The sequence below is a fragment of the Streptomyces sp. NPDC012888 genome, from assembly GCF_042900645.1.
Classification (GTDB): Bacteria; Actinomycetota; Actinomycetes; order Streptomycetales; family Streptomycetaceae; genus Streptomyces.
The window spans coordinates 299,260-325,063 of record NZ_JBIBBM010000005.1 but is presented as its reverse complement, the minus strand read 5'-3'; the positions used below and the strand labels follow the sequence as shown (position 1 = coordinate 325,063).

Below are 25,804 nucleotides of genomic sequence, written 5' to 3'. Positions count from 1 at the left end.
GGGGCGGGGATGGGGGGCGGCCGGTGCCGTTCAGTGGGCGGCGGCCTGCCGGCCCAGGCGCTGGGCGCTGGCGGAGGCGGCGCGCTCGTCGGCCGTCGGGGAGAGGGCGACGAAGGCGGAGGTCAGGAAGAGGTAGGAGCCCAGGCCGACGGCGAGGGGGAAGATGAACTGCATGGCCGTGGCGCCGGGAAGGACCCGGTCGGAGGGGGTGACGGTGACGGCCACGGCCGTCATCCCCGTGTAGTGCATGCTGCTGACGGCGGCGCCCATGACCAGCGAGGCGACGGCGACGGCGGCCGGGGACCTGATGTTGAGGGCGGCCCAGAGGGCGGCGGTGGCGGCGACCACCGCGATGGCCACCGACAGGCCGACGGTGGGCCAGTCGTAGCGCACCCGCCCGTGGAGGCGGAGGGCCGCCATGCCGAGGTAGTGCATGCTCGCGACGCCGAGGCCGGTGGTGAGGCCGCCGAGCACCAGGGCCCGGCCCCGGTCCCTGCCGTAGCCGACGGCGAAGACCCCGGCGCCCACCACGGCCATGGCGACGAGCAGGCTGAGGATGGTCAGCGGCACGTCGTAGTGGATCTCGGTTCCGGTGACGCTGAAGCCGAGCATGGCGACGAAGTGCATGGTCCAGATGCCGGTGCCGATGGCGGAGGCCGCGGTGAGCAGCCAGTTGCGCCGGGAGCGGCCGGTGGCGGCGAGCGCGCGGACGGTGCAGCGCAGGCCGAGGGCGGCGCCGATCGACGCCATCACGTAGGAGAGAACGGGTGTCAGCCAGCCATAGGCCGCGTGGTCCAGGTGTCCCATGGCCAACGGACGCTAGTCCGGGTGAGGGCACGAACAAGGGGCGCATTTCGAAAGCTGCTAGAACTGCTGGAATATGACAGAGCTACGTTCAGGTTCGATCACGCCCGGTGCCAGCCTGCACACGGAACGCAGGCGTGGGCGGTGCGCCCCGCCCCCGGCTCGTGCGGGATCATGGACGCATGAGCGACGAGCACAGGGACGACCACGCGCACGTGCAGGAGTTCTTCGGCGCGCGGGCCGCCGACTGGGACCGGAAGTTCCCCGACGACGGACCCGCCTTCGCCACCGCCGTGGCCGAGTTCGGCCTGCGACCCGGTGACCGGGTGCTGGACGCCGGCTGCGGCACCGGGCGGGCGCTGCCGGCGCTGCGGGCCGCCGTCGGTCCGCGGGGGACGGTCGTCGGCGCGGACCTCACCCGGGAGATGCTGACCGCCGCCGTGCGCGCCGGACGCGACGCGGACGGCGGGCTGCTGCTGGCCGACGTGGCCCGGCTGCCGCTGCGCGACGGCTGCCTGGACGCGGTGTTCGCCGCGGGTCTGATCGCCCACCTGCCCGAGCCCGCGGAGAACCTGCGCGAGCTGGCCCGAGTGGTACGGCCAGGCGGCCGGCTCGCGCTCTTTCACCCGATCGGGAGGGCGGCGCTGGCCGCCCGGCAGGGCCGCGAGTTGACGCCCGCGGACCTGCGTGCCGAGCACAACCTCCGCCCACTGCTTGCTGGTTCGGGCTGGGAGATGACCTCGTACGCCGACGAGGACGCCCGCTTCCTGGCCCTGGCGGTACGCCGGCCCTGAGCAGCCGGACGCCGGACGGCGCGGCGGTTCAGGCGGGCGGCTGGGCGCCCGCGCCCTCGGCCCGGCGCTGGTGCGGCACCGGGCAGCCGCCGCTGCCGGGCACCGGGCGGGTACCGAGCTCCCCCACGTCGTAGCCGCCGGGGTAGCTCTTGATCTCGGGGTTCTGCCGGGCGTAGTGCGGGGCGCGGCGGGGCGGCAGCAGCCGGACGGCGCGGCCCCGCAGCCGCAGGGCGCCGCGCACCAGCCGGCGCACCGCCGGGCTCGGCGGCGTGTAGCGGAACGCGCTCAGCAGCGGGTCGTCGAGCAGGGCCAGGCTCGCGGTGCGCAGCACGGGGGCGAGCGGGGCCGGGTACCAGGAGGCCATCAGGTCCAGGGTGGCGTCGGCGACCTTGCGGCCGCCCTCGTCGAAGCCGAAGTGTTCCTTCTCGTAGGCGTCCAGGGTGGCCTCGAACTCCTCGAAGGAGTCGGGAATGTCCTTGATGCCCATGTGGCTGCCGAGCGTGGCGTAGTAGCGGGCGCAGGCGCGGCGCTCGTGCGCGGTGAGCGGCCGCCAGCCGTAGGCGTCCAGCCAGCGTTTGGGGATCACCACGAAGGTGCACAGGACGTAGCGCATGTCCTCGTTGGCGATGTCGTAGCTGCGGTGCATCTGGTTGATGCGGCGGATCGCGGTGCGTCCCGTGTCGCTCTCGAAGCCGTGCTCCAGGACCGCGTCGAGGAGCAGCGCGGTGTCGTCGTAGCGGCGCTGCGGGCGGTCGGTGAACTCGGCGGTCTCGGCGAGCAGGCGGCCGATGGCGGGCACGGCGTAGGTGCGGTAGAGGGCGAACTCCAGGGCGCGGGTGAAGTCCCAGGGGAACTCGTAGGTGGACGTGAGCCGGTAGATCGTGAGGAAATCCTGGTCGGCGTCGAGGCGGAGAATCTCCTTCAGCCGGTCGTAACGCTGCACCGGGGTGTCCCTTTCTGTGGCGGGGGTCCAACTGTACGTGCAGGCAGAGGGCTTGGAAATCGACGCCCGTGGGCTCTCGACGGGCGGGTTACCGGCTGGTTAGGGTGCGCCGACGAGAGAGCCACCGGGAGGGAATGTGTCCGAGGAGTCTGCGGAATCCGGGGACGGCGGGTCGCTGTACGTGCTGACCGCCGTGCTGCTCACCCCCGCGCAGTTCCCCAGCGTCCTGGGGGACGACTACCCGGAGGCCTGCGCGCTGCTCGGCGTCCGGCCGGTGGCCGTCGGGTACGGGCTGGTCCTGGGCCAGGACGAGGAGGGCGCGCGCTGGACCGTGGTCGTCGACGACGTCTCGCTGGTGGCCACGGCGATCGCCTCGTGGGACTGCGGCATGGAGTACGACCTGTCGCCCGACGAACGCAGCATCGTGCTCTCGCTGGCGGGCTGGCCGCTGGAACTGGCGGTGGCGGCCCCGGACCTGCCCGATCCGCACGACCCCGAGCAGGGGGCGGACGGCACCGGTCGGGTCCCGCTGACCCCGCCGTCGGCGGAGGTGTGGGGCCCCGCACAACGGCGGATGGGCGCGGACCAGATCGCGCAGCAGTGGATCGAATGGCGGGAGCGGTTCGGGGCGGGCGGGGACGCCCCGGTGGCACACCCGTCGCTGGAGCGGGTGCTGGCGGAGGTGCGCGGCTACCTCGACAGCCCGCCGCCGCCCGGCCGGGTGCGGTCGGCCTTCGCGGGCGAGGAGAGCCGCACGTTGCGGGCGGACGGGCCTGGCTGGTCGCTGGTGGCCCGTACCGACGACGTCGCGTTCGTCCTGCTCGACGAGGAGCCGAGCGGGGTCATCCCGGTCCCGCGGGACGCCGGGCTGCCCGGGCTGCTGGCCGGCCTGGACCGGGTGGCCGTCCGGCCCTCGTGATCCCCCGCCCCACGAGCGGAAGCGGGGAGCAGCGGAGCAGCGGAGCAGCGGAGCAGCGGAGCAGCGGAGCAGCGGAGCAGGGGCAACGCACGAGAGGAACAGGGGGAGCGGCGATGACGGGGGAAGTGCCGGTGGCGGTGGAATGCGAGCCGGTGGGCAGGGTGGTCGGCGGCCGGTCCGAGGTCGCGGACGACGACTGGGGGCGGGAGCGGGCCGTGATCCGTCTGGACTCCGCCCGGTTCGGGCCGGAGGCCCTGTTCGGGCTGGACGGCTTCTCGCACCTGGAGGTCGTGTTCCGGTTCGACCGGGTACCGGAGGAGGCGGTCGAGACCGGCGCACGGCGTCCCCGGGGCAATCCGGACTGGCCGCTGGTGGGCATCTTCGCCCAGCGCGGCAAGAACCGGCCGAACCGGCTGGGGGTGTCCCGCTGCCGGATCGTGCGCGTCGACGGGCTGGACGTGCACGTCGAGGGACTCGACGCGGTGGACGGCACGCCGGTGCTCGACCTCAAGCCGTACATGGCGGAGTTCGGGCCCCGCGGCGAGCTGCGGCAGCCCGAGTGGGCCACCTCCCTGATGCGGGACTACTACTGAGCCCTCCCGGCGCCCGCGCCTCCGAACCCCGCACCCGGCACCCGGCGCCCCGCGCCCGCACCCGCTGCCGCGCGGCGGGTGGCCGAGGGGTCAGACCCGGTCGAGGGGTTCGTGCGGCCCCGCGGGCAGGGTCACGGTGATGGGGTCGCCGGGGCGGATCACCCCGCCCCGGCGGACCACGCCCATGATCCCGCCCTTGCGTATGACGCGGCCCTCCTCGTCCCGGCCGACGAGCTGCTTGAGCAGCCCGTCCTGGAAGCGGTCTATCTGGACGCACGGGTTGCGCAGGCCCGTGACCTCGACCTCCGCCTCCGCGCCGAGGCGCAGGACGGCACCGCGGGGCAGGCCGAGCAGGTCTATGCCCTCGGTGGTGACGTTCTCCCCCAGCTGGCCGGGCGAGACCTCGAAGCCCTCCCGGGCCACCTGGTCGAAGAGCTCACGGTGGATCAGGTGAACCTGGCGCAGGTTGGGCTGCGTCGGGTCCTGGGCCACCCGCGACCGGTGCTTCACCGTCACCCCGGCGTGTACGTCACCCTCGACGCCCAGGCCGGCGAGGAGCGTGATGCTCTCCCGGTTGGGCTTGGTGAAGGAGTATTCGGAGTTGCTGCTGACCGCAGTCACCACGGCCGTGTCCATGTGCTGTCCCCCCTGCCGCCTCAGCGGCCGATCTGTTTCCTCGTGACCCTCTTCAGCCGGCGCCGCTGGGAGGAGTCCAGCAGCAGGTACGCGGCCGCCGGGACCCCGATCAGGACGAGGAGTCCCGGCCAGAACCCGACCGTCCAGAACAACAGGACGGCTGCCACCACCCCGGCAGCGGCGACCTTTCCGCTCGTCGACATCCGGACACCTCCTCCACAGTGGACCGTCACCCTCCCCAACGCACCGGCCCGGCGGAGCGTTCCCGCGGCCGCGAGAAGATCCCCGGCCGCGAGAGGGCCCCTCCGCAATCACGGCACGGCCCCAGGGCAGGCGTCGCGTCCGGCTCGAAGACCCCTCGTGGAGGGGCCGGGCCGGGCCGGAGACGGAGCCGGAAAGTGATCCGGTTCACGTCGGGCCGCCACCTGCCCGGCCCGCCGCATGGGGTACCGTCGTCCGCCCTGTACCCGGTAGTCAAGTTTGAGGAATGCGTGCTCCCCGAGATCTCCGGCCTCATCCGCTGCAACGCCGTCTTCCTGCCCGCCGACCCCGCCCGCACGGGCCGGATCGCGTTCTGGGACCCCGCCGGCGGGAGCCCTCCCCCGGCCCTGCCCGGCGGTGCCTTCGAGGAGCTGACCGCCGTCACCCCCGAGCCGGCGACCACCCGCGTCACCGCCCTCGTGCTGCCCGTCCCCGCCGCGCTGCCGCTGCTCACCCGCGCCCGGGCCGCCCACGCCGGACCCGCGCACGCCGGGCCCGGAAGCGCCGCCTCCGCGGCCGCCTTCTGGGGCGCCGCCACCCTGCTCGCCCTGCACTTCGCCGCCCGCGGCCTGCTCCTGCCCGGCCTCACCGCCTCGGACCACGACGCCTGGCGGATCGGGCCGCTGGACGCCGCCGACCTGGCCCGGGTGCGCGAGCTGGCGGCGGCCATGCCGCCGACCGCCCACTGCGTACCGGCCGACGGCGCGGACCCCGCCGGCCCGCCCCGGATGCCGGCGCAGGAGCCGCTGCTGCGCGCCTTCCTCGACGCGGTGGCCGACGCCCTGCCCCGCTCCCCCGCAGCCGCGGCCGCCGCCGGCGGTCCCGCGTTCGCCGACCCGGAGCCGGCCCGCCGTCCGGAGCTGCGCGGCTGGGCGGACGAGGTCGCCGCCGGCCACGACGCCGGCGTACGGATCTCCCTCCGCGTCGAACTGACCCCGGAGCCCACCGGGACCACCGCGACCACCGCGTCCGGACCGGGCTTCCGGGCCGTGCTCCAGCTCCACAGCCTGTCCGACGCCGCCCTGGTCGCCGACGCCGCCGACGTGTGGGCCGGGGCCTGGGCCGGTCACGTCACCCCCGGCCAGGCCAGCGGCGCGGCCGGCGCGGCGCAGCCCCACGCGGCCGGCCCGGCCGGCGCCTTCGGCCCGCGCACCCGCAGCGACGCCCTGCTCGCCCTGCGCCGCGCCGCCCGGGCCTGGCCCCCGCTCACCCCGCTGCTCACCGCCGCCGTCCCCGACTCCGTGGAACTCGCCGACGACGAGATCACCGAGCTGCTCGGCGCGGCCGGGCAGGCCCTCGCCGCCGACGGGATCGCCGTGCACTGGCCCCGCGACATCGCCCGCGACCTCACCGCCAGCGCCGTGATCGGCGGCGGGCAGCGGGGCGCCGCCCCGGGCGGCCGCCCGTACGGACCGCGGCACGACGGGTCCGGGCCGCCCTCCCTGCTCTCCCCCGGCGCCCTGCTGTCCTTCGACTGGCGGTACGCCCTCGGCGACCAGGGAGAACTCACCCGCGACGAACTCGACCGGCTGGCCGAGGCGGACCGACCGCTGGTCCGGCTGCGCGACCAGTGGGTCCTCGTCGACCCCGCCGAGGCCCGCCGGGCCCGGGAGCGCCAGGACCGCAAGATCGGCGCCGGCGAGGCGCTGGCCGCCGTGCTCACCGGCTCCGCCGAAGTCGACGGCCGCCGTGTCGAGGTCAGCGCCACCGGCGCCCTGGAGCAGCTGCGGACCCTGCTCGCCGCCGACCCGGACGACCCGGCGGACGCCGTCACCCCGCCGCCCGGCCTCGCCGCCACGCTGCGCGACTACCAGCTGCGCGGGCTGGCCTGGCTGGACCGGATGACCTCGCTCGGCCTCGGCGGCTGCCTCGCCGACGACATGGGCCTGGGAAAGACGCTCCAGCTCATCGCCCTGCACCTGCACCGGCAGCGGGACCCGGCGACGGCCGGTCCCACCCTCGTCGTCTGTCCCGCCTCGCTGCTCGGCAACTGGCAGCGCGAGATCGGCAGGTTCGCCCCCGGGGTGGCGGTGCGCCGCTTCCACGGCCCCCGCCGCAGTCTCGACGCTTCCGCGGACGGCTTCGTCCTCACCACGTACGGGACGCTTCGCACCGACGCCGCGGTGCTGGCCGCCGCCCCCTGGGCGCTGCTGGTCGCCGACGAGGCGCAGCACGTCAAGAACCCGCACTCGGCGACCGCGCGGGCGCTGCGCACCGTGCCCGCGCCGGCCCGGATCGCGCTGACCGGCACCCCGGTGGAGAACAACCTCTCCGAACTGTGGGCGATCCTCGACTGGACGACCCCGGGGCTGCTGGGCCGGCTCGGCACGTTCCGGGAGCGGTACGCCGCGGCCGTGGAGAGCGGCCGGGACCCGCAGGCCGCGGCCCGGCTGGCCGCCCTGGTCCGGCCGTTCCTGCTGCGCCGCCGGAAGGCCGATCCGGGCATCGCGCCGGAGCTGCCGCCGAAGACCGTGACCGACCGTGCCGTGGCGCTCAGCCCCGAGCAGGCGGGGCTGTACGAGGCGGTGGTCCGCGAGTCCCTGGACGCCATCGCGCAGGCCGAGGGCATCGAGCGGCGCGGCCTGGTGGTCAAGCTGCTCACCGCGCTCAAGCAGATCTGCAACCACCCCGTGCAGTACCGGCGGGAGGGCGGCGGCCGGTCCGGGAAGCTGGACCTGCTCGACGAGCTGCTGGACACCATCCTCGCGGAGGGCGGTTCGGTGCTGGTCTTCACCCAGTACGTGGCGATGGCCCGGATCCTGGAACGGCACCTGGCCGGCCGCGGGATCGCCGCGCAACTGCTGCACGGCGGTACCCCGGTGGCGCGGCGGCAGGAGCTGGTGGACAGGTTCCAGTCCGGCGAGGTGCCGGTCTTCCTGCTGTCGCTCAAGGCGGCGGGCACCGGCCTCAACCTCACGCGCGCCGGCCATGTCGTCCACTACGACCGGTGGTGGAACCCGGCCGTGGAGGAGCAGGCCACCGACCGGGCGTACCGGATCGGCCAGACGCAGCCGGTGCAGGTCCACCGGATCATCGCCGAGGGCACCGTGGAGGACCGCATCGCGGAGATGCTGGAGCGCAAACGGGCGCTGGCCGACTCGGTCCTGGCCCACGGTGAGAACGCGTTCACCGAACTGACCGACGAGGAGCTGGCGGAGCTCGTGGCCCTGCGCTCCGGCGACGACACGACCACGGGGGACGGCGGGCGATGAACGAGAGCGAGTACGAGCAGGTCTTCCCGGCCCTGCCGGCGGCGTCCGGACGCGGCTTCGCGCGGACCTGGTGGGGCCATGCCTGGCTGCGCGCCCTGGAGGACAGCGTCCTGGAGGGCGCGCAGCTGCGGCACGGCCGCCGCTACGCACGCGGCGGTACGGTCGGCGCGGTGTCGGTGCGCCCCGGGCGGCTGACGGCGGTGGTCCGCGAGCGGGACGGCACGGCGCACCGGACGGACGTGCTGCTGCAGGAGTTCGGTGCGGCCGAGTGGGACCGGCTGCTCACGGTGGCGGCCGGGCGGGCCGGGCACATCGCGGCGCTGCTGGACCGGGACGTACCGCCGGAACTCGCCGAGGACGCGGCAGCGGCCGGGGTGGACCTGCTGCCGGGCATCGGGGACCTGGAGCCGCGCTGCGACTGCGGGGAGTGGGACCACTGCGCGCACTCCGCCGCGCTCTGCTACCAGGTGGCGCGGCTGCTGGACCAGGACCCGTTCGTGCTGCTGCTGTTGCGGGGCCGGTCGCGGAGGGCGGTGCTGGCCGAGCTGGAGGGCCGCAGCGCGGCCGGAGCGGAACCCGTACCGGAAGCGGTGGAGGTGGGGGTTCCGGCCCACGGGGCGTTCGCGGCCGCGGCGGATCTGCCGGGGCTCCCGGCGGTGCCGGAGCTGCCGCCCGAGCCGGGGCAGCCGCCGCTGCTGGACACGGAGTCGCAGCCGGACCCCCGGGTGCTCGACGTGGACGCGGTGGAGTTCCTCGCGCGCGCCGCGGCCGGCGAGGCGTACCGGCTGCTGGCCCGGGCGGTGGCCGCGGACCACGCGGAGCTGCCGCTGCCGGAGCCGCCGGACGCGCCCCGGGAGGTGGCCCGCGACGCGGCGCGCCTGGCCGCCGGGACCTCGGACGTACGGGTGCGGGCCCGCCTGGCCCGGGCTTCGGGCCGCGACCGTGCCGCGCTGGAACTCGCCGTACGGGCCTGGGACTTCGGCGGGCCGGCCGCGCTGGCCGTGCTGGAGGAGGACTGGACCCCGGACCGGGCGGTACTGGCCCGGGCCGCGGCCGCGCTGGCGGAGGCGGAGGCCCCGGCACTGCGGCGGGTCCGGGCCCGGTGGACCCTGCCCGGTGGCTCGGCGCAGCTCCGGCTGGACCGGGCGGAGCGCTGGTGGCCGTACCGCCGGGAGGCGGGGCGCTGGGTCCCGGCCGGCCCGGCCGCGCCGGAGCCGGGCTCGGTGCTGGCCGGGCTGGGGGCCGTACCGGGGACGGCGGCGGCCGCGGAAGCGCGCGCGGAGCGGGAACCGGACCCGGGACCGGAGCCGGAGCCGGACCCGGGACCGGAGCCGGAGCCGGAACCGGAGCCGGACCCGGAACCGGAACCGGAGTCGGAGCCGGAAGCCTGATCGGCGGGCGTTCCCGCACCCGGCGGCGTTCGGTTCGCGTCGGCCGGGGCCCGCTTCTGGCCGACGCACCGCTTGCCGGGCGGCCCGGGCCCGGCCACGATGGGCCGGGTCCGGGCACGGGGCCGGGAACCCGGGCAGGAGACCCGGGCCGGAACCGGCGCCGGGCACGGGGCCGGGCACCGGGGACGGGGAGGCTGTGCATGGGCGACGGTCCGTCGGTGGCGCTGCCGGACGGGACGGATCCGGTGGAGCGGTCGCGGCTGTTGCGCCGGGCGCACGCCCGGTTCACCGCCGACGGGCGGGTCGAGGCGCCGGTGCGCGCGGTGATCGCGAGGTCGTGGCGGCGCTGTGCGCGGGCCCGGGTCAGTCCGGAGTGCTCCGCACGCGTGGCGCTGACCCAGGGCGAGCTCCGGGCGTACCGGGAGCGGCACCCGCTGGCCCTGGTGCTGCCGGTGTTCCGGGAGCTGGTCGGGACGTTCGCCGCGCACGAGCGGCACCTGCTGGCGGTGTGCGACGCCGCCGGCAGTCTGCTGTGGGTGGAGGGCGATCCCGCGGCCCTGGACCGGGCGGAGTCGCTCGGGTTCGTACCGGGCGCGGCCTGGGCGGAGACGGCGATGGGCACCAACGCCCCCGGGACGGCGGTGGCGTTGGGCGAGCCGGTGCAGGTGTTCGGCGCGGAGCACTTCAACCGCCGGGTGCACCCGTGGACCTGTGCGGCCGCGCCGGTGCGCGACCCGCGGACCGGACGGCTGCTCGGCGCGGTGGACATCACGGGGGGCGACGGCCTGGCCCACCCCCATTCGCTGGCCTTCGTCCAGGCGGTGGCCCGGGCGGCGGAGGCCCAGCTGGCGCTGCTGGGGCCGGGCCGGCACACCCCCGCGGACTCGTTGAGCGCACTGGGCCGGGACGAGGTGCTGCTGGTCCGCGGCGGCCGGGAGTACCGGCTGGGCCGCCGGCACAGCGAGATCATGGTGCTGCTCGCGCACCACCCCGAAGGCCTGTCGGGCGAGGAACTGCTGATCGCGCTGTACGAGGACGAGGCGGCGTCCCCGGTGACCCTGCGCGCCGAACTCTCCCGGCTGCGCGGCCTGCTGGGGCCGGGCGTCCTCGACTCCCGGCCGTACCGTACGGCGGCGCCGCTGGACGCCGACTTCACCGCCGTCACCCGGCTGCTGGCGGCCGGCGCGACCTCGGCGGCGCTGACCGGCTATCCGGGACCGCTGCTGCCCGCCTCCACCGCGCCGGGGATCGTACGGCTGCGCGAGCGGATCGCGGACCAGGCGCGGGCGGCGCTGCTGGCGCGGGCGGACGCGCGGTTGCTCGGGGAGTGGGCGTGCGCCCCCTGGGGCGAGGACGACCCGGAGGTGTGGCGGGCCCTGGCCGCGGCCCTGCCGGCCGGGGACCGGGCGGCGGCACTGTCCCGGGCGCGGGCCCTGGACGCGGAACTGGGGGCCGGGCGGCCCGTGACGCGTCGCGTACGCGCAACGTCCCCGCAACCTGTGCGCCCCTAGCCTCCTCGGCAACCGAATGGGGAGGACACCGCCATGACCCGTTTCGCCGCGCCCGGCACCGAGGGCTCGCTCATGTCGTACGCGTCCCGGTACGACCACTACATCGGCGGGGAGTACGTACCGCCCGTCCGCGGCGGGTACTTCGGGAACCCGTCGCCGGTGACCGGGGAGGTGTTCACGGAGGTGGCGCGGGGCACCGCGGAGGACGTGGAGCGCGCCCTGGACGCCGCGCACGCCGCCGCGCCGGCCTGGGGGCGTACGCCGGCGGGCGAGCGTTCGAACGTCCTGCTGCGCATCGCGGACCGGACGGAGCAGCACCTGGAGGCGCTCGCCGTCGCCGAGACCTGGGAGAACGGCAAGCCGGTCCGGGAGACCCTGGCGGCCGACCTGCCGCTGGCCGTCGACCAGTTCCGCTACTTCGCGGGTGCGCTGCGCGCCCAGGAGGGCTCCCTCAGCCAGGTCGACGAGGACACCGTGGCGTACCACTTCCACGAGCCGCTGGGGGTGATCGGGGCGATCATCCCGTGGAACTTCCCGATCCTGATGGCCGCGTGGAAGCTGGCCCCGGCCCTGGCGGCGGGCAACACGGTCGTCCTCAAGCCGGCGGAGCAGACACCCGCGTCCGTGCACTACTGGCTGGGTCTGGTCGCGGACCTGCTGCCGCCCGGGGTGGTGAACATCGTCAACGGTTTCGGCGAGGAGGCGGGCAAACCGCTCGCCTCCAGCCCGCGGGTGGCGAAGATCTCCTTCACGGGTGAGACCTCCACGGGCCGGCTGGTGATGGGCTACGCGGCGGAGAACCTCAAGCCGGTGACCCTGGAGCTGGGCGGCAAGAGCCCCAACCTGTTCTTCGACGACATCTGGTCGGTCGACGACGACCTGCGCGACAAGGCCCTGGAGGGCTTCACGATGTTCGCGCTCAACCAGGGCGAGGTGTGCACCTGCCCGTCCCGCGCCCTGGTGGAGCGCGGCCGCTACGGGGACTTCCTGGACGCGGCGGTGGCCCGCACCGAACTGATCACGGCCGGGCACCCGCTGGACACGGACACGATGATCGGCGCACAGGCCTCGCAGGAACAGCTGAAGAAGATCCTCTCCTACCTGGAGATCGGCCGGCAGGAGGGCGCGAAGGTCCTGACGGGCGGCGGCCGGCGCGAGCTGGACGGCGAACTGGCGGGCGGCTTCTACGTCGAGCCGACCATCTTCGAGGGCGACAACAGGATGCGGATCTTCCAGGAGGAGATCTTCGGCCCGGTGGTGTCGGTGACCTCGTTCGACGACTTCGAGGACGCCCTCCGGATCGCGAACGACACGGCGTACGGCCTCGGCGCGGGCGTCTGGACCCGGGACGTCAACACGGCCTACCGCGCCGGCCGCGCGATCCAGGCGGGCCGCGTCTGGACGAACTGTTACCACGCCTACCCGGCGCACGCCGCCTTCGGGGGCTACAAGCAGTCGGGCATCGGCCGCGAGACCCACAAGATGATGCTGGACCACTACCAGCAGACGAAGAACCTCCTGGTGAGCTACTCCCCGAAGAAGCTCGGGTTCTTCTGAGCGTCAAGTGGCGCACCGGGGGCGGGCAGCACGGCGCGTGGCCGCGACCGGAGCCCCGTCCCGGTCGCGGCCGAGCCGCTCTGGAGGTCGCTCGGCTCAGCAGCCGCCGGAGGCGGCGGGGCGGGTGCCGATGGTGAGGGTGGTCGGGACCGCGCAGCACCCGGTTGGTTCGACGTGTGTCAACATAGACGTATGTCGAACGTGAAGGTGTTGCCGCTGCTGGAGCCCGAGGCCGTCGTGCCCTGCTGCCCGCCGCTGACCGAGCGCCCGATCTCCGCGGACGAGGCCGAGGTCGCGGCGAGGATGTTCAAGGCGCTCGGTGACCCGGTGCGTCTGCGCCTGTTCTCCGCCGTCGCCTCCCACGAGGGCGGTGAGGCCTGCGTGTGCGACATCTCCGACGTGGGTGTGTCGCAGCCGACGGTCTCCCACCACCTGAAGAAGCTGAAGGAGGCCGGCCTGCTGTCCTCCGAGCGGCGCGGCACGTGGGTGTACTACCGGGTCGAGCCTGCCGTGCTCGCCGCGATGGGTGCGCTGCTGGCCGGTGCCGCGAAGGGGGCCTGACCGCAGTGCACATCACCTCACTGCTGCCCGAGCACGCCGACCAGGTCCTCGCGATCTACCAGGCCGGGATCGACGAGGGCGACGCCACGTTCGAGACGACGGCACCCGAGTGGGCCGTGTTCGACGCCGCGAAGCTCGCCGAGCACCGCTTCGTCGCCCTCGACGAGGACGAGACCGTCCTGGGCTGGGTTGCCGCCAGCCCGGTCTCCGACCGGTGCGCCTACGCCGGTGTGGTCGAACACTCCGTCTACGTCCACCCCGACGTCCGTGGCCGCGGTGTCGCCCGTGCGCTGCTGGAGGCACTGGTCGCCTCGACGGAGGCGGCCGGGATCTGGACGATCCAGTCCGGGATCTTCCCCGAGAACACCGCCAGCCTCGCCCTGCACGAGCGGGCCGGGTTCCGGGTCATCGGGACCCGTGAGCGGATCGGCCGCCACCACGGCGCGTGGCGGGATGTCGTGCTTCTGGAACGCCGCAGCCCTCTGATCGTCTGAGCCGGTCGGCGCGCTCTCTCCGCCGGCCGCCGCCACGACCGATCACCCCTGCGCAAGCTGGGGGAGAGTGAGCTGCCGCCGGTGGAAGTCGAAATGCCGGGCCGGGTAGCGGTAGAGGTCGGCGACGGTCATGACGTCCGTGAAGAAGGGGTCCCACCGGGTGGGGTAGTGCATGCGCAGGGCCAGGTGGGCCGGGGACTCGGTGTCGACGCGACGGTGCAGGTCGGCGATGACGCGGTCGAACAGCCTCGGCATGCGCCGCCGTCCGCACAGCCTGGCCCCGCCCACCGGGCCGAGGTAGTTGACCAGGTCGAACGGACCGGTCACGGCATCCAGCAGCCGGGCGAAGGCACCGCTCGCAGCCAACGGCAGTCGTCCGAAGAGGGCGAAGACGACCAGGAGCGGCCGGACGAGCAGGTAGCCGAACAGCATGTGGAGCAGCAGCTGCTCGTTGGTCCACCGCGTCCCCGCGCTCGGCCGGGCCAGCTCCGCCCGCGTCGCGGCCCCCAGGAGCTGATGGAACTCCGCCCGTACGCGCTCCAGCTCGAGGTGCACCGCCCGGCCGTCGAAGGCCGGGCCCGCCGGTCCGTCCATGCCGCTTCCTCCCTGCCCCGTACAGGGTCCGTCCGGCTCCAGCGTAGGCCCGTCAGACCGGGAGCCGCATGGCGATGAAGCCCGGCACCGAGGCGGGGGCGATACCGGCGAAGGTGTCGGTGAAGGCGCGGCCCGGGGTGACTGTCCGACTACGTCATCGCCATGGGCTGCGGCGACGCCTGCCCGTAGCCCGGCCAAGACCTACCTCGACCGGCAGCCCGAGGACCCGGCCGGCCAGGGCGTCGAGGCCGTCCGCCCCGTCCGCGACGAGATCAAGGGGCTCATCGAGGGCCCCATCGCCGAGACCGACGCCCAGCAGAAGGCCCGAGGCCGACATGACCCTGGGCCGCGACGCGGCGCTTGACACCACCTGGTGAACGGGAGCCACGAGCCGCTTCCTAGGCTGACCCCATGTCCGACGACTCACCTCTCATACGCAGCCTGCGGGCCGCTGTCGCCGCCGCTCCCGAAGACGTGCCCCTGCGGCTGCACTTCGCCGAACTACTCCTCGCGGAGGGGAGGCACGACGAGGCCGTCGCGCAAGCCGCGGTCGCGCTGCAGCAGGTACCGGGCGACGAAGCCGCCCGGGAGCTGATGGTCCGTGCCATGCAACTGCCGGCGCCGGGCGCCCGACCGCCCGCCTTCGACTGGGCCGCCGCCGAGCAGGAAGTCGCCGGCGTCGTCGGCCCCCGCTTCGCCGCCGACCCCGACCCGGTCGATCCCGCTGACCCCGCTGACCCCGCCGCCGCGGGCGGCGCCACCGAAGCCCCCCTGACCGTGGACGGCAGCGGCGACCCGGGCGACGCGTCGGCCTGGGACGTCGACGCCCCCGGCGACGTACGCCTCGCCGACGTCGGCGGCATGCAGCAGGTCAAGGACCGGCTCGAAGCCGCCTTCCTCGCCCCGATGCGCAATCCCGAACTCCGCAAGCTGTACGGCAAGTCGCTCCGCGGCGGGCTGCTGCTCTACGGCCCGCCCGGCTGCGGCAAGACGTTCATCGCGCGGGCCGTCGCCGGCGAACTCGGTGCCGGCTTCATGTCGGTGTCGCTCTCCGACATCCTCGACATGTACATCGGCACCTCGGAGAGGAACGTCCACGACATCTTCGAGGCCGCCCGCCGACGGGCACCCTGCGTGGTCTTCCTCGACGAGCTGGACGCGCTCGGCGCGAAGCGCTCCCGCAGCCACCACAGCGGTCTGCGCAACGTCGTCAACCAGCTCCTCACCGAGCTCGACGGCATCGACGCCGCGCAGAACGAAGGCGTCTTCGTGCTCGCCGCGACCAACGTCCCCTGGGACGTGGACCTCGCCCTGCGCCGCCCCGGCCGCCTGGACCGCACCCTGCTCGTACTGCCGCCCGACGCCCCGGCCCGGGAGGCGATCCTCCGCTACCACCTGCGCGAGCGCCCCATCGAGTCGGTCGACCTCGGGAAGCTCGTCAAGGTCACCGAGGACTTCTCCGGCGCCGATCTCGCGCACGTCTGCGAGAGCGCGGCCGAGTACGCGCTCCTGGACTCCGCCCGTTCCGGCACCGTCCGCATGATCGGCACGAAGGACCTCCTGGACGCGGCCAGGCAGATCAAGCCGTCCAGCGAATCCTGGTTCGCCTCCGCCCGCAACGTCGCCATGTTCGCCAACGACGGCGGTATGTACGACGACCTGGTCACCTACCTGAAGAAGAAGCGCAAGCTGTGAGTGGAACCTCCCTGCACCCACGGGTCGAACAGGCCCTGGAGCTCTACGACATGAAGCGGCACGAGGAGGCCCTCGCCCTCCTCGACCGGCGCCTCGCCGAGGCACCCGAGGACCACGAGGCGTGGACCACGCGCGCCCGCTGTCTCACCGGCCTCCGCCGCCACGAAGAGGGGCTCGACGCCGCCGACCAGGCGCTGAAGCTCCGACCCGATCTCGCCGACGGGCACTTCATGCGCGGATTCGCCCTGCGCAGGTTGCACCGGCTGCCCGAGGCCGAGCAGTCGCAGCGCGAGGCCATCCGCCTCGCACCGCAGCGCTGGGGCCCGCGCGCCCAGCTGGCCGAGATGCTGATCTTCGTGGGGACGAAGGAGGAGGCGTTCCGGGAAGCCCAGGAGGCCGTGCGACTCGGCCCCGACGTCATCGACACGTGGCACACCATGTACAAGGTCGCCGCGTTCAACAGCCGTCAGGACCTGGTGCAGGAGTCCGTGCGGCAGCTCCTGCGCATCGACCCGACCGACCAGCTCGCGGTCACCCATGTCGCCGGGCACGAAGCCCACAAGCCCGGCACGTCCGCCGCCCGGGCCGCCGACCTCTACGCCGGTGCGCTCGCCGCCGCCCCCCAGTCCGAGTCGCTCCGCGGCAACCTCGACCGGGCCGTCTACCGGATGCTGCGCGGCACCCGGTGGCTGGCCCTGCTCTGCCTGGTCATGGCCGCCGTCACCGTCGACGTCTTCCCCACCGGGGGCGAGGCGAAGGAGCTGCCCGTCCATCCCGGCACCCGGCTGTGGGCGCTCACCCTCATGGCCGCGGTGTGGGGCTTCGGCGCCTGGCGCCGCTACCGGCGGCTGCGGACCGGGGCACGGCTGACCGTGTTCGCGCTCGTGCGCCGCTCGTTCTGGCCCCGGGTGGTGCTCGGCCAGGCCGCCTGGGCCACCCTGTGCGCGCTGCTGCTCGTGGTTGTTCCGTGGAGCGAACGCACCGTCCCGCAGGTCCTGTTCTGGCTGGCACTCGTACCGAACCTGCTCAGCATCACCCACGACCGGAACAAGGTCCGATGAGCCGGGCCCTGCAACAGGCCGACGCCCTCTTCGACCTGGGGCGCTACGAGCAGGCCGGCGCACTCGCCGCCCGGTACCTCGCCGACGTCCCCGACGACGCCGGCGCACTGGTGCTGCTGGCACGTTGCCGGCACCGCCTCGGCGACGACCGGCAGGCGCTCACCACCGCCGAACACGCCCTGCGCGTCGAACCCGACTCGGTGAGCGCCCGGCTGACGCACGCCCAGGTCCTACTCTCCCTGCGGGAGTACGAGCGGGCCGAGGGCTCCGCCCGGCGCGCCGTCGAACTCGCCCCGCAGTACTGGGGGAGCCACTACACCCTGGGCATCGTCCTCGACCGCACCGGCCGCCGGAAACACAGGCGGGCCGCGCACGAGGCGGCGCGCACGGCCGCAGCCCTCGCCCCCGAGGAGAGCGACGCGCACTTCCTCGTCGGCCTGACCGCCCACCGCAGCGGCAGGTACCGGGACGCCCAGCAGGCGTACGAGACGGCGCTGCGCCTCGACCCGGGCAGCAGCCAGGCCCTCAACAACCTCTCGCTGCTCCACCTGAGCCGCCGCTGGTTCCGTCCCGGCTCGTGGACCCGGGCCGCCGAGGGCTTCGTCCGGTCCGCCGCCCTCGACCTGGACGACCACCACGCCCGCCACAACCTGGAGACCATGGCCTTCGGGACGGTCATGGGCTCCCGCTGGGTGGCCCTCGCCGGCGTCATCGCGGTCTCGTGCGGCTCCGCGAACCTGCGTGCGGGCGCCGCCGGTACCGAAGCCCTCGTCACCTGCCTGGTGTGCGTGACCGTGCTCGTCGGCGGCTGGGGAGGCTGGCTGCTGTGGCAGACCCGGCGGGTCCCGCCCCACCTGCGACGCCCGCTCCTGCTGGTGTCGCGCGGCTGCCGGCCGGTCGTCGGTATGGCGTTCGCCATCGGACTGCTGATCGTCCACTCGTCTCTGACGCTGGTGCTGTGGCGGAGCGCCCTGTTCAGCGCGCTCGCGATTCCGCTGTTCTTCTTCGCGCTCGTCACCTCCGTGGCCGGCCGCACCGCCCTCCGGCAACGCGCGCCGAAGCCGTGAGCGGCGGTCGGCGCGCACGGTACACACGATAAAGTCCGCGGGATGGTTCGAAGCCTTCCGGTCTGCCGGAAGGCTTTTCACGTTCTTGAGGAGTATCAGATGGCAGACCTTGCTGTCCGCAGGGCGGGCGCCGACGACCGCGACGTCCTGGAACGACTCTGGCCGCTCTTCCTGCACGACCTGTCGGAGTTCTGGGGTGTCCTGCCGAACCCGGATGGAACATACCGGCGGGAGTGGCTGGAGTCGGCTATCGGCGATCCCACCTGGTTGGCCTATCTCATATGGTCTGGTGACCGGCCGGTCGGTTTCGCGTTCGTACGCGCGCTGGACAGCGATGCGCGCGTGCTGAACAGCTTCTTCGTGGTGCGTGGGACACGCCGGTCGGGCCTCGGGTTGCGAGCGGTGCGGTCCGTCCTGGCCGCGCACCCCGGCCGGTGGGAGATCGCCTTTCAGGAGGAGAACGCGGGCGCGGCACGCTTCTGGCGTCGCGTCGCTTCCGAAGTCGCGGGCGAGGCCTGGACCGAGGAGCGGCGACCGGTGCCCGGGAAGCCCGAGCTGCCGGCGAACACATGGGTTGCGTTCGATGCGCGGTAGTCCCCCTCCGCGTTGGTCCCAGGCCGGTCACGGCCACCGCGTGGCGGTTCAACCCGCGCTCTTTCCGGAGGCTCCGGCCCTGCGCAATGTGATTGCAGCAGCTCCTTCAGGCGCTGCTCGGTGAATTCCTCGGCCAGTTGAGATCCCAAGGAAATCCGTCCCTTCCGATACCCCCACCGGAATTTCCGGCCGGGGGTGCGCGCTCGACTCCCATCACAGCCGAACCTGCCGGAAGACGGGCCGTCTAAACTGCACGCAGTCGTTTTCATTCGTGTGCCGTAAAGGAGAGTGATGGGCCGTGAGAGGTGAACGGACCAAGCCCGAGGTCGTCGTTCCGGAGGGTGACGCGCCCACGGAGCTGGCCGTCCGGGACCTCGTCGTCGGGGACGGGCCGGAGGTGGGGCCCGGGATGGTGGTCAGGGTCCACTACGTCGGGGTGACCTTCGAGACCGGCAAGGAGTTCGACGCCTCCTGGGACCGGGGCGAGCCGTTCAAGTTCGCCCTGGGCGCCGGCAGGGTCATCAAGGGCTGGGACCGGGGCGTGCGGGGGATGAGGGTCGGCGGCCGCCGGGAGATCGTCGTTCCCCCGCGTCTCGGGTACGGCAGGCAGTCGCCCTCGCCGCTGATCCCGCCGGGCTCGACGCTGGTCTTCGTGGTGGACCTGCTCGACGTGTACGACCGGACGACCGGGTGGAGCGACCCGCGGTGACTCCCGCCGGCCGGTGCGCTCGCTCCCGGCGCGGATCCCGGGGCCGGCGGGCGGCTCCGTCCGGCTGAGCCGGGTCCGTGCGGCTGAGCCGGGTCCAGCGCGGCGAGGCAGGCCGGTCGAGGACCGGGGTCAGGGGGTGGGTTCGATCCCCCAGGTGGCGGCTCGGGCGGCGGCGGCCGCGCGGTTGGGGACGTCCAGTTTGGCGAGGATGTGCTCGACGTGGGTGCCGACGGTGCGTGGTGTGACGTAGAGCCGCCGGGCGATCTCCCGGTTGGTGCGGCCGGCCGTCAGCTCCGCCAGCACCTGGAGTTCGCGCGGCGAGAGGCCGCCGGGCCGCCGGGCTGCGGGGGGTGACGCCGGGGGTTCCTCGGGCGGGTGCCCCGCGCGGGGGTCGACGACCGCGGCGAGGGACTCGGTGAGCAGGGTGACGGCGGCGCGCGCCGGGTCGGGTGCGTGCCGCGGTCGGCGGGTGCTGACGTTCAGCATGCCGACGTACCGGCCGTCGGCGGCGAAGAGGCACTGGGCGACGCCGTCCTCGATGCCCAGGGGGCTCAGCACGTCCCGGAAGCCGGGGGAAGCCTCCAGCAGCTGCCGGGGGACCTCCCCCAGCCAGAGGCCGCCCCGGGCCGGGCCGCGCAGGACGGGGAACACCGGGTCGTGGTGGAGGCGGCTCTCGATGTAGGCGGTGGCGTCGTCCGGATAGGTCCCGGCCAGGGTGGTGTGGCACCGGCGCAGCGGATCCCATCGGGCGAGGTGGGCGTGGTCGTACTCCACCACCTCCGACAGGGCCGCCAGGACCGAGTCGGCGCCGGCCGCTCCGCGTGCGGCGCTCCTGGCGGCGTCGCGTACGCGGACGGCCGCGTCCAGGAGGTCCGCCGTGCTCCGCTGCGCTGTCATCCCCCAAGGATGATCATGTGCCCGGAATACGTCAATCGCGGAGGGTGTCGTGCACGACGCGTCCGTCGACGACGGTGAGCACGACGGGCATCCGCGGGATGTCGTGGGGGTCGGCGGCGAGCAGGTCGCCGTCGACCACGCAGAGGTCGGCGACCTTGCCGGGTTCCAGCGACCCCTTCCAGTCGTCGGCGAAGTCCTGCCAGGCGGCGTCGATCGTGTACGTGCGGATGGCCTCGGCCAGGCCGATGCGCTGCTCGGGGCCGCTGACGCGGCCGGTGGCCTTCGACTCGCGCAGGACCATGGTGGCGACGCCCTGGCGCCAGTCGGGGTGCGTGACCGGGGCGTCGGACCCGCTCGCGACGCGCACGCCCGCGTCGATGGCGTCCCGGTAGGGCCACGCGTAGGCGGACCGTCCGGCCCCGACGAACTCCTCCTCCATGTCGGCGACGGTCCATTTGATGGTGGGGTTCATGTTGACGCCGAAGCCGTGGGCGGCCAGCACCTTCATGCTGTGCGCGGTGAGGAAGTCGCCGTGGATGACGTAGTGGCGGGCGTCGGGGCGCGGGTGTCCGGCCGCGGCCTCGGCGAAGGCGTCGGCCACGGCGTCGATGGCCCGGTCGCCGGTGACGTGGACGCCCAACTGGTGCCCGCGGGCGTGGGCGTGGCGGATCATGGCGCCGATCTCGGCGATCCGTTCGGCGTCGGTCTCGCCCCCGACGCAGAGGGAGCCGCAACCGCCGCCCACGTACGGCTCGTGCATCCAGGCCGTCTTGTTGGGGACGATCCCGTCGCCGAAGATCTTGACTCCGTGGACGGCGAGGCGGCGGGGGTCGGTGCCGTGCGAAGTGTCGAGGGCGTCGAGGGCGCGGGCGAACTCCTCGGCAGTACCGGCCATTCCGGTGGGCAGGACCAACACGCCGACGCGGGCGGTCAGTTCGCCGCCGGCCAGCAGCTCGCGGTAGACGTCGAGGGTCTCCTCACCGAGCGCGCCGCGCATGATGCCGTCGCCGCCGGGGCCGAGCCCGGGCTCGGTGTAGCTGGTCACGCCGAGCCGGGCGAGGGTGGCGAGGGTGGACCGGATCGCGTCGGTGCGCTCCTGCCGGCTGAGCGGCGGCAGGGCGTTCTGGACGAGGGCCTGTGCCCCCTCGTGGAGCAGCCCGGTGGGCTCCCCCGCCGCGTCCGCGACGATGGCCCCGCCGGGCGGGGCGACGGTGTGCCGGTCGACGCCGATGAGTTCCAGCGCCCGGGAGTTGACCCAGGTGGCGTGCCCGGAGAAGGAGTACAGGACGACGGGGTGGTCCGGGCTGACGGCGTCGAGGTCGTGCCGCGAGGGCAGGCGCGCCGGATCGGAGAGGCACTCGTCGAGATAGCCCGTGTCCCAGCCGTGCCCGGTGATCCACTGCCCGGCGGGCGCCCGGCCGACGGCGTCCCGTACGGCTCCGGCCACGTCCGCCAGGGAGGTCACGGCGGGATGTCCCAGGTCGAGGGAGAGCGGCGGCGTGGCCATGCCGAAGGCGCACCCGTGCAGGTGGGAGTCGTTGATGCCGGGCAGCAGCGTGGCTCCCCGCAGGTCGACGACGCGGGTGGCGGGTCCGACGAGCGGCGCGACGTCGTCCCGCCCGCCCACGGCGCTGATGGTCCCGCCGGTCACCGCCAGGGCCGAGGCGACGGAGAACTCCGCGTCGACGGTGAGCACCCGTCCGCCGACGAACACCAGGTCCGCATACGTGTCCACAGAAGGTCCTTTCGAACACCGGGCGCCCCGCGGCCGCCCGCAAACGATCTCCTGAGGACTATGGCCGGGCCCCCGCCACCCGCACATCGGTCATCCCACCGATACGGGGCGGCGGACGGGCACGGCGCGGGCGCGGCTACCGTGCGGTGGGCGGGGTGGGCGGGGTGGTGCGGTAGAGGGCGCGGAGTTCCTTCTCCAGCGTCTCGACCTCGTCGGGCCTCGGGCGGCTCCGGGGGGCGAACAGCCCGTCGCGTTCCCAGCGTTCCGGGTCCAGGCTCAGGGCCGAGACGTTGAGCCAGCCACGGGAGCGGATCTCCTCCAGGCGCTCCGGGAGGGCGTCTTCGAGGGCGAGGTAGAAGATGACGTGGGCCAGCTCCTCGATGCGCTCCAGGCCGTCGCGCACGCTGGTGAGCACCGTGCCGAAGTCGGGTGTCCCCTCGCCCGGCAGGTTCTGCTCGAAGAGCCGGGCGAGCGTGGGCAGGTCGTCGTAGTAGTCGATGTAGTCGAACGCGAACACGCCGCGGTAGTCGCGCGCCCAGGCGTGGAAGAGGTTCATGACGGTGCCCTGGGTCGCCACCGCGTGCGCGCCGAGCGCGCTGAGCGTGGTGCTCGCCGACTCGTCCAGGAACGTCTTGCCGTAGAACTGCGGGTCGGAGAAGGCCCAGCCGACGTAGTAGTCCCAGATCGTCTTCAGCGACATGATCACGGCGTTGTCGTGGAAGGCGTAGGAGCCCTGGATGTTCGTGGTGAGCCCCTCGGCGAGCGAGAGGAACCAGCGGTTGGCGTACCGCACGAAGCCCTCGTCGAAGGAGTCGTCCACGTCCCTGCCGACCATCTCGGTCACGAAGCTGTTGGCGTAGCCGATCAGGTTCGATCCGACGGAGTAGTAGGGGTCGGCGAAGACCGCGGCGTCGCCGACGCACGCCCAGCGGTCGTGCGAGAAGACCTGCTGCGAGGAGTGGCTGTAGTTCTTCAGTACGCGGAAGTCGAGGACCGGCAGCTCGCGGATGGCGGGGTCGAAGCCCGGAACCCGCTCCGCCACGAAGTCGATCGCCTTGTCCAGGCGGTTGAACCTGGTGACCGGGTGGAGGTCGTCGGAGACGACGATGCCGACGCTGGTGTGGTCGGGGGCCAGTGGGATCGCCCACACCCAGCCGCCCTCGAACATGAAGTGGTTGGTGGAGTGCCAGCGCGGCTCGGTGATCCGGTCGTGCCAGGCGGAGTGGCCGGCGGCGACCGCCCCGTCGGTGTCGAGCCGGCCCGCGAGGCGGAACCACACCGAGTTGTGCGGCTTGGGGTACCGCTTGGTGAGGCCCAGCTTGCGCTGGAGGAGCCGGCGGCGGCCGGTGGCGTCGACGACCCACCGGCAGGTGACGCCGGTCGTCTCACCGCCGTCCTCGCCGGCGGTCCGGTACGTCACCCGGTGCGGCTCGTCGCGCTCGCCGAGCTCGATGTCGACCACCTGGACGCCCTGCGTCAGCTCGGCCCCGGCCGCCGTCACCACCTCGCGCAGGTGCTCCTCCAGGGAACCGCGGTTGAGCTGGTAGGACTTGGCCGGGAGGAAGCGGTCGACACCGAACTCGGCTTCCTCGTGGAGACCGGCCCCGCCGCCGTAGAAGTAGCGGAGCCCGAGTTTCTCCAGGTGCTCCTCCTCCAGGTAGTCGCGCAGGCCGACGACGTCGGAGAAGTAGTACGCGCCCACCTCGACCGAGGACTCGCCCACCTTGTGCGCGGACAGCGGTATCGGGGAGCGCTCCCGTTCGCAGACGAGGACGGAGAGCCCGGGCCGCGCGTCCTTGAGCTGCTTGGCCAGGCACAGCCCGGCGAGGCCGCCGCCCGCGATGACCACGTCGTAGTCGACGCCGCCGCCGAACGTGCCGGACATGGAGTCGGTGCCGTTTTGTCTGCTCACTCTGTACCCACCTTGTCTTTCCGCCGGTCCTCGATGACGAGGGCCTGGCTCCGGATGGTCCGGTCCGTGTAGAGGTCCGAGACATCGAGCCGGACACCGATCCGCGTCTCCACGCGGGAGAGCAGGTCCATCACGCGGAGGGAGTCGCCGCCGAGGTCCAGGAAGTCGTCGTCCAGGCCGACGCGCAGGGGTGCGAACAGCTCCCGCCAGATCTCCAGCAGCACGGCCTCGGTCTCCGTCGCCGGCTGCGGGCCCGCCGCGTCCCGGCCGGCGGCGTAGGCGTACAGGGCCACCAGGGCCGCGTCGTCGACCTTGCCGTGCCCGGTGAGCGGGACCGTGTCGACCGGGACGATCGCCGACGGGACCATGTACTCCGGAAGGCCGTCCCGGGCCAGGGCGCGCAGCCGGGCGACGTCCCCGGCGGTGGGGCCCTGGACGAAGGCGATCAGGAGCGGCGTGCCGGAGCCGGTGGTGTGGCGCAGCAGGTGGACGTGGCCGACCGCGGGGTCCCGCGCGAGGACTTCGGCCACCTGGCCCAGCTCGACCCGGTGGCCGCGGATCTTCACCTGGCCGTCGCGGCGCCCGACGAACTCCAGCTCGCCGCTCCGGTGCAGCCGGACGACGTCCCCGGTGCGGTAGACCCGCCGCCCGGCGGCCGGGGGCGCGGCCGGCGTGACGAACCGCCGCGCGGTCAGTCCGGGATCGCCCAGGTAGCCGCGGGCCAGGCCGGCCCCGGCGAGGTACAGCTCCCCGGTTCCGCCCGGTGGCACGGGCGCGCCGTCCTCGTCGAGGACGAACGCCTCGGTGTGCGGGACCGGCCTGCCGATGAGCACGCGTTCGTCGGTGGGCCGGAGGCGGTGGACGGTGGAGCAGACCGCGTTCTCGGAAGGGCCGTACTCGTTGTACAGCTCCACGTCGGGGAGCCGCCGGAAGTGCTCGCGGGTGAGGCTCGTCGTGAAGCCTTCGCCGGCGATCGTGACGGACCGCAGGGAGCGCGCCCGCCGTGCCTCCATGCCTTCCAGGAGGCGCTTGTGGAGCATCGGGGTGATCAGGAAGTGGGTGACGCCCCGCTCCTCGATCAGGCCGGTCAGGTAGCGGCGGTCGGTGATGCGGTCCCGGCGCGGCAGGAGCAGACGCGCACCGGAGGTGAGGGCGCAGAAGGTGTCCTCCACGGCGCTGTCGAAGGACGGCCGCGGAACGGCCAGGACCACGTCCCGCGGGCCGAACCCGTAGTGGGCGTTGCGCCAGGTCACCGTGTTGACGATCGCCCGGTGCTCGACGGCCACCCCCTTCGGGGTCCCGGTGGTGCCCGAGGTGAACATCACGTACGCCAGGTCGGAGGGCGTGGCGGCCGGCTCGGGGTCGGTGTCCGGGGTGCGCAGGGTGGTGCCCATGACGTCCAGGACGAACAGCTCGCCGTCGAAGAACATCGCGCCGGTGGCCGTGGACGACTCGACCACCATGGCGCGGGGCGCCACGGCGTCGACCGTCCGCTGGGTCACCCCGGGCGGGTTGTCGGGGTCCAGGGGGACGTAGGCCCCGCCGGCCTTGAGGGTGGCCAGTACGGCGACGATCACGTCCGGGGGCCGCCGGACCAGGATCGCCACCCGGTCGTCGGGGCGGACTCCGCAGGCGTCCCGCAGGTGGTGGGCCAGCCTGTTCGCCCGGCGGTTCAGCTCGTCGTAGCCCAGGAGTTCGCCCTCGAACTCCAGGGCGGTGTGATCCGGCAGCTGCCTGACGCGTTCCTCGAAGAGGGAAGTCAGCGTCAGCGTCCCCGTTTTGTGATGCTCCATCAACTGGCGCCCCCCGCCGGATCGTTGCCGGTTCTCGACGCGAGGGAGCCTAGCTTTCGGTGTTCGAAGGG

At 73.8% G+C, this 25,804-nt stretch carries 23 protein-coding genes and 2 pseudogenes; 15 read left to right on the top strand and 10 right to left on the bottom strand.

All coding sequences use genetic code 11. The features are described from left to right. Positions 1 to 30: 30 nt before the first annotated feature. Positions 31 to 807, bottom strand: coding sequence for an MHYT domain-containing protein (locus tag ACFY61_RS11520; protein WP_389470081.1), 777 nt, complete (start codon positions 805 to 807; stop codon positions 31 to 33). 179 nt (positions 808 to 986) lie between these two features. Here ACFY61_RS11520 and ACFY61_RS11515 point away from each other — a divergent pair, with 179 nt between their 5' ends. Continuing rightward, entirely contained in the window at positions 987 to 1,598 is a 612-nt protein-coding gene (locus ACFY61_RS11515; protein WP_389470079.1) for a class I SAM-dependent methyltransferase, read from the top strand. 28 nt (positions 1,599 to 1,626) lie between these two features. Here ACFY61_RS11515 and ACFY61_RS11510 read toward each other — a convergent pair whose 3' ends face one another. After that, a complete protein-coding gene (locus ACFY61_RS11510) occupies positions 1,627 to 2,541 on the bottom strand; it encodes an oxygenase MpaB family protein (protein WP_389470077.1) in 915 nt (304 codons plus the stop codon). A 136-nt stretch (positions 2,542 to 2,677) separates the two neighbouring features. Here ACFY61_RS11510 and ACFY61_RS11505 point away from each other — a divergent pair, with 136 nt between their 5' ends. Next, positions 2,678 to 3,460 (top strand): hypothetical protein, encoded by a 783-nt coding sequence (locus ACFY61_RS11505; protein WP_389470074.1) that lies wholly within the window; start codon positions 2,678 to 2,680, stop codon positions 3,458 to 3,460. Between the two features lie 113 nt (positions 3,461 to 3,573). Next, positions 3,574 to 4,053, top strand: a complete 480-nt coding sequence (locus ACFY61_RS11500) for an SAM-dependent methyltransferase (protein ID WP_389470072.1) — start codon at positions 3,574 to 3,576, stop codon at positions 4,051 to 4,053. A gap of 90 nt (positions 4,054 to 4,143) precedes the next feature. On the opposite strand, the gene ACFY61_RS11495 is transcribed toward ACFY61_RS11500, so the two are convergent. Together ACFY61_RS11495 and ACFY61_RS11490 are read right to left on the bottom strand one after the other, a co-directional pair. Further along, positions 4,144 to 4,689, bottom strand: a complete 546-nt coding sequence (locus ACFY61_RS11495) for an MOSC domain-containing protein (RefSeq protein WP_389470069.1) — start codon at positions 4,687 to 4,689, stop codon at positions 4,144 to 4,146. A 20-nt stretch (positions 4,690 to 4,709) separates the two neighbouring features. Further along, positions 4,710 to 4,892 carry a hypothetical protein gene (locus ACFY61_RS11490; protein WP_389470067.1) on the bottom strand — a complete coding sequence of 61 codons (183 nt, stop codon included), beginning with the start codon at positions 4,890 to 4,892 and terminating at the stop codon, positions 4,710 to 4,712. Between the two features lie 288 nt (positions 4,893 to 5,180). Between ACFY61_RS11490 and ACFY61_RS11485 the strand changes: the two genes are divergently transcribed. The 6 genes from ACFY61_RS11485 to ACFY61_RS11460 all read left to right on the top strand — a co-directional run bounded on the left by ACFY61_RS11485 (position 5,181) and on the right by ACFY61_RS11460 (position 13,676). Next, entirely contained in the window at positions 5,181 to 8,162 is a 2,982-nt protein-coding gene (locus ACFY61_RS11485; protein ID WP_389470066.1) for an SNF2-related protein, read from the top strand. After that, positions 8,159 to 9,553 (top strand): SWF or SNF family helicase, encoded by a 1,395-nt coding sequence (locus ACFY61_RS11480; RefSeq protein ID WP_389470063.1) that lies wholly within the window; start codon positions 8,159 to 8,161, stop codon positions 9,551 to 9,553. The genes ACFY61_RS11485 and ACFY61_RS11480 overlap by 4 nt, the downstream gene beginning before the upstream one ends. Positions 9,554 to 9,753: 200 nt before the next feature. After that, positions 9,754 to 11,064, top strand: a complete 1,311-nt coding sequence (locus tag ACFY61_RS11475; RefSeq protein WP_389470060.1) for a GAF domain-containing protein — start codon at positions 9,754 to 9,756, stop codon at positions 11,062 to 11,064. Between the two features lie 33 nt (positions 11,065 to 11,097). Further along, entirely contained in the window at positions 11,098 to 12,621 is a 1,524-nt protein-coding gene (locus tag ACFY61_RS11470) for an aldehyde dehydrogenase family protein (protein ID WP_389470059.1), read from the top strand. Between the two features lie 192 nt (positions 12,622 to 12,813). Next, positions 12,814 to 13,182: an ArsR/SmtB family transcription factor gene (locus ACFY61_RS11465; RefSeq protein WP_389470056.1), complete on the top strand. Its 369-nt coding sequence runs from the start codon at positions 12,814 to 12,816 to the stop codon at positions 13,180 to 13,182. A 5-nt stretch (positions 13,183 to 13,187) separates the two neighbouring features. Then, on the top strand, positions 13,188 to 13,676 hold the full coding sequence (locus ACFY61_RS11460; RefSeq protein WP_389470053.1) for a GNAT family N-acetyltransferase: 489 nt from the start codon (positions 13,188 to 13,190) through the stop codon (positions 13,674 to 13,676). Between the two features lie 42 nt (positions 13,677 to 13,718). On the opposite strand, the gene ACFY61_RS11455 is transcribed toward ACFY61_RS11460, so the two are convergent. Next, positions 13,719 to 14,270, bottom strand: coding sequence for a DinB family protein (locus ACFY61_RS11455; protein WP_389470051.1), 552 nt, complete (start codon positions 14,268 to 14,270; stop codon positions 13,719 to 13,721). A 52-nt stretch (positions 14,271 to 14,322) separates the two neighbouring features. Then, positions 14,323 to 14,412 (bottom strand): annotated as a pseudogene (locus ACFY61_RS11450) (aquaporin family protein); the annotation flags it as partial. A gap of 2 nt (positions 14,413 to 14,414) precedes the next feature. On the opposite strand from ACFY61_RS11450, the pseudogene ACFY61_RS11445 reads away from it, so the two are divergent. From ACFY61_RS11445 to ACFY61_RS11420, 6 genes and pseudogenes are all read left to right on the top strand, one after another. Then, positions 14,415 to 14,634, top strand: a pseudogene (locus tag ACFY61_RS11445) (hypothetical protein); the annotation flags it as partial. A gap of 47 nt (positions 14,635 to 14,681) precedes the next feature. Continuing rightward, complete coding sequence (locus ACFY61_RS11440) at positions 14,682 to 15,965, top strand: tetratricopeptide repeat protein (RefSeq protein WP_389470048.1); 1,284 nt, start codon at positions 14,682 to 14,684, stop codon at positions 15,963 to 15,965. Then, positions 15,962 to 17,026, top strand: coding sequence for a hypothetical protein (locus tag ACFY61_RS11435; protein ID WP_389470045.1), 1,065 nt, complete (start codon positions 15,962 to 15,964; stop codon positions 17,024 to 17,026). Before ACFY61_RS11440 ends, ACFY61_RS11435 begins: the two co-directional genes overlap by 4 nt. Continuing rightward, a complete protein-coding gene (locus ACFY61_RS11430) occupies positions 17,023 to 18,093 on the top strand; it encodes a tetratricopeptide repeat protein (RefSeq protein ID WP_389470042.1) in 1,071 nt (356 codons plus the stop codon). Before ACFY61_RS11435 ends, ACFY61_RS11430 begins: the two co-directional genes overlap by 4 nt. Before the next feature lie 99 nt (positions 18,094 to 18,192). Next, positions 18,193 to 18,687: a GNAT family N-acetyltransferase gene (locus ACFY61_RS11425; protein WP_389470041.1), complete on the top strand. Its 495-nt coding sequence runs from the start codon at positions 18,193 to 18,195 to the stop codon at positions 18,685 to 18,687. A 298-nt stretch (positions 18,688 to 18,985) separates the two neighbouring features. After that, positions 18,986 to 19,396 carry an FKBP-type peptidyl-prolyl cis-trans isomerase gene (locus tag ACFY61_RS11420; RefSeq protein WP_389470039.1) on the top strand — a complete coding sequence of 137 codons (411 nt, stop codon included), beginning with the start codon at positions 18,986 to 18,988 and terminating at the stop codon, positions 19,394 to 19,396. Positions 19,397 to 19,525: 129 nt separating this feature from the next. On the opposite strand, the gene ACFY61_RS11415 is transcribed toward ACFY61_RS11420, so the two are convergent. From ACFY61_RS11415 to ACFY61_RS11400, 4 genes are all read right to left on the bottom strand, one after another. Beyond that, on the bottom strand, positions 19,526 to 20,293 hold the full coding sequence (locus tag ACFY61_RS11415; protein ID WP_389470036.1) for a LuxR C-terminal-related transcriptional regulator: 768 nt from the start codon (positions 20,291 to 20,293) through the stop codon (positions 19,526 to 19,528). Between the two features lie 31 nt (positions 20,294 to 20,324). Further along, positions 20,325 to 22,028 (bottom strand): amidohydrolase, encoded by a 1,704-nt coding sequence (locus ACFY61_RS11410; protein WP_389470034.1) that lies wholly within the window; start codon positions 22,026 to 22,028, stop codon positions 20,325 to 20,327. 136 nt (positions 22,029 to 22,164) lie between these two features. Continuing rightward, positions 22,165 to 23,940 carry an NAD(P)/FAD-dependent oxidoreductase gene (locus tag ACFY61_RS11405; protein ID WP_389470031.1) on the bottom strand — a complete coding sequence of 592 codons (1,776 nt, stop codon included), beginning with the start codon at positions 23,938 to 23,940 and terminating at the stop codon, positions 22,165 to 22,167. Next, a complete protein-coding gene (locus tag ACFY61_RS11400; protein ID WP_389470028.1) occupies positions 23,937 to 25,733 on the bottom strand; it encodes an amino acid adenylation domain-containing protein in 1,797 nt (598 codons plus the stop codon). Before ACFY61_RS11400 ends, ACFY61_RS11405 begins: the two co-directional genes overlap by 4 nt. Between the last annotated feature and the right edge of the window lie 71 nt (positions 25,734 to 25,804).

What these genes read in the sequence shown, in the direction of transcription:
- ACFY61_RS11480 (WP_389470063.1), top strand. Translation starts at nt 8,159, where the DNA reads ATGAACGAGAGCGAGTACGAGCAGGTCTTCCCGGCCCTGCCGGCGGCG.
- ACFY61_RS11475 (WP_389470060.1), top strand. Translation starts at nt 9,754, where the DNA reads ATGGGCGACGGTCCGTCGGTGGCGCTGCCGGACGGGACGGATCCGGTG.
- ACFY61_RS11400 (WP_389470028.1), bottom strand. Translation starts at nt 25,733, where the DNA reads ATGGAGCATCACAAAACGGGGACGCTGACGCTGACTTCCCTCTTCGAG.
- ACFY61_RS11515 (WP_389470079.1), top strand. Translation starts at nt 987, where the DNA reads ATGAGCGACGAGCACAGGGACGACCACGCGCACGTGCAGGAGTTCTTC.
- ACFY61_RS11495 (WP_389470069.1), bottom strand. Translation starts at nt 4,689, where the DNA reads ATGGACACGGCCGTGGTGACTGCGGTCAGCAGCAACTCCGAATACTCC.
- ACFY61_RS11500 (WP_389470072.1), top strand. Translation starts at nt 3,574, where the DNA reads ATGACGGGGGAAGTGCCGGTGGCGGTGGAATGCGAGCCGGTGGGCAGG.
- ACFY61_RS11415 (WP_389470036.1), bottom strand. Translation starts at nt 20,293, where the DNA reads ATGACAGCGCAGCGGAGCACGGCGGACCTCCTGGACGCGGCCGTCCGC.
- ACFY61_RS11455 (WP_389470051.1), bottom strand. Translation starts at nt 14,270, where the DNA reads ATGGACGGACCGGCGGGCCCGGCCTTCGACGGCCGGGCGGTGCACCTC.
- ACFY61_RS11425 (WP_389470041.1), top strand. Translation starts at nt 18,193, where the DNA reads ATGGCAGACCTTGCTGTCCGCAGGGCGGGCGCCGACGACCGCGACGTC.
- ACFY61_RS11490 (WP_389470067.1), bottom strand. Translation starts at nt 4,892, where the DNA reads ATGTCGACGAGCGGAAAGGTCGCCGCTGCCGGGGTGGTGGCAGCCGTC.
- ACFY61_RS11440 (WP_389470048.1), top strand. Translation starts at nt 14,682, where the DNA reads ATGTCCGACGACTCACCTCTCATACGCAGCCTGCGGGCCGCTGTCGCC.
- ACFY61_RS11470 (WP_389470059.1), top strand. Translation starts at nt 11,098, where the DNA reads ATGACCCGTTTCGCCGCGCCCGGCACCGAGGGCTCGCTCATGTCGTAC.
- ACFY61_RS11465 (WP_389470056.1), top strand. Translation starts at nt 12,814, where the DNA reads ATGTCGAACGTGAAGGTGTTGCCGCTGCTGGAGCCCGAGGCCGTCGTG.
- ACFY61_RS11520 (WP_389470081.1), bottom strand. Translation starts at nt 807, where the DNA reads ATGGGACACCTGGACCACGCGGCCTATGGCTGGCTGACACCCGTTCTC.
- ACFY61_RS11430 (WP_389470042.1), top strand. Translation starts at nt 17,023, where the DNA reads ATGAGCCGGGCCCTGCAACAGGCCGACGCCCTCTTCGACCTGGGGCGC.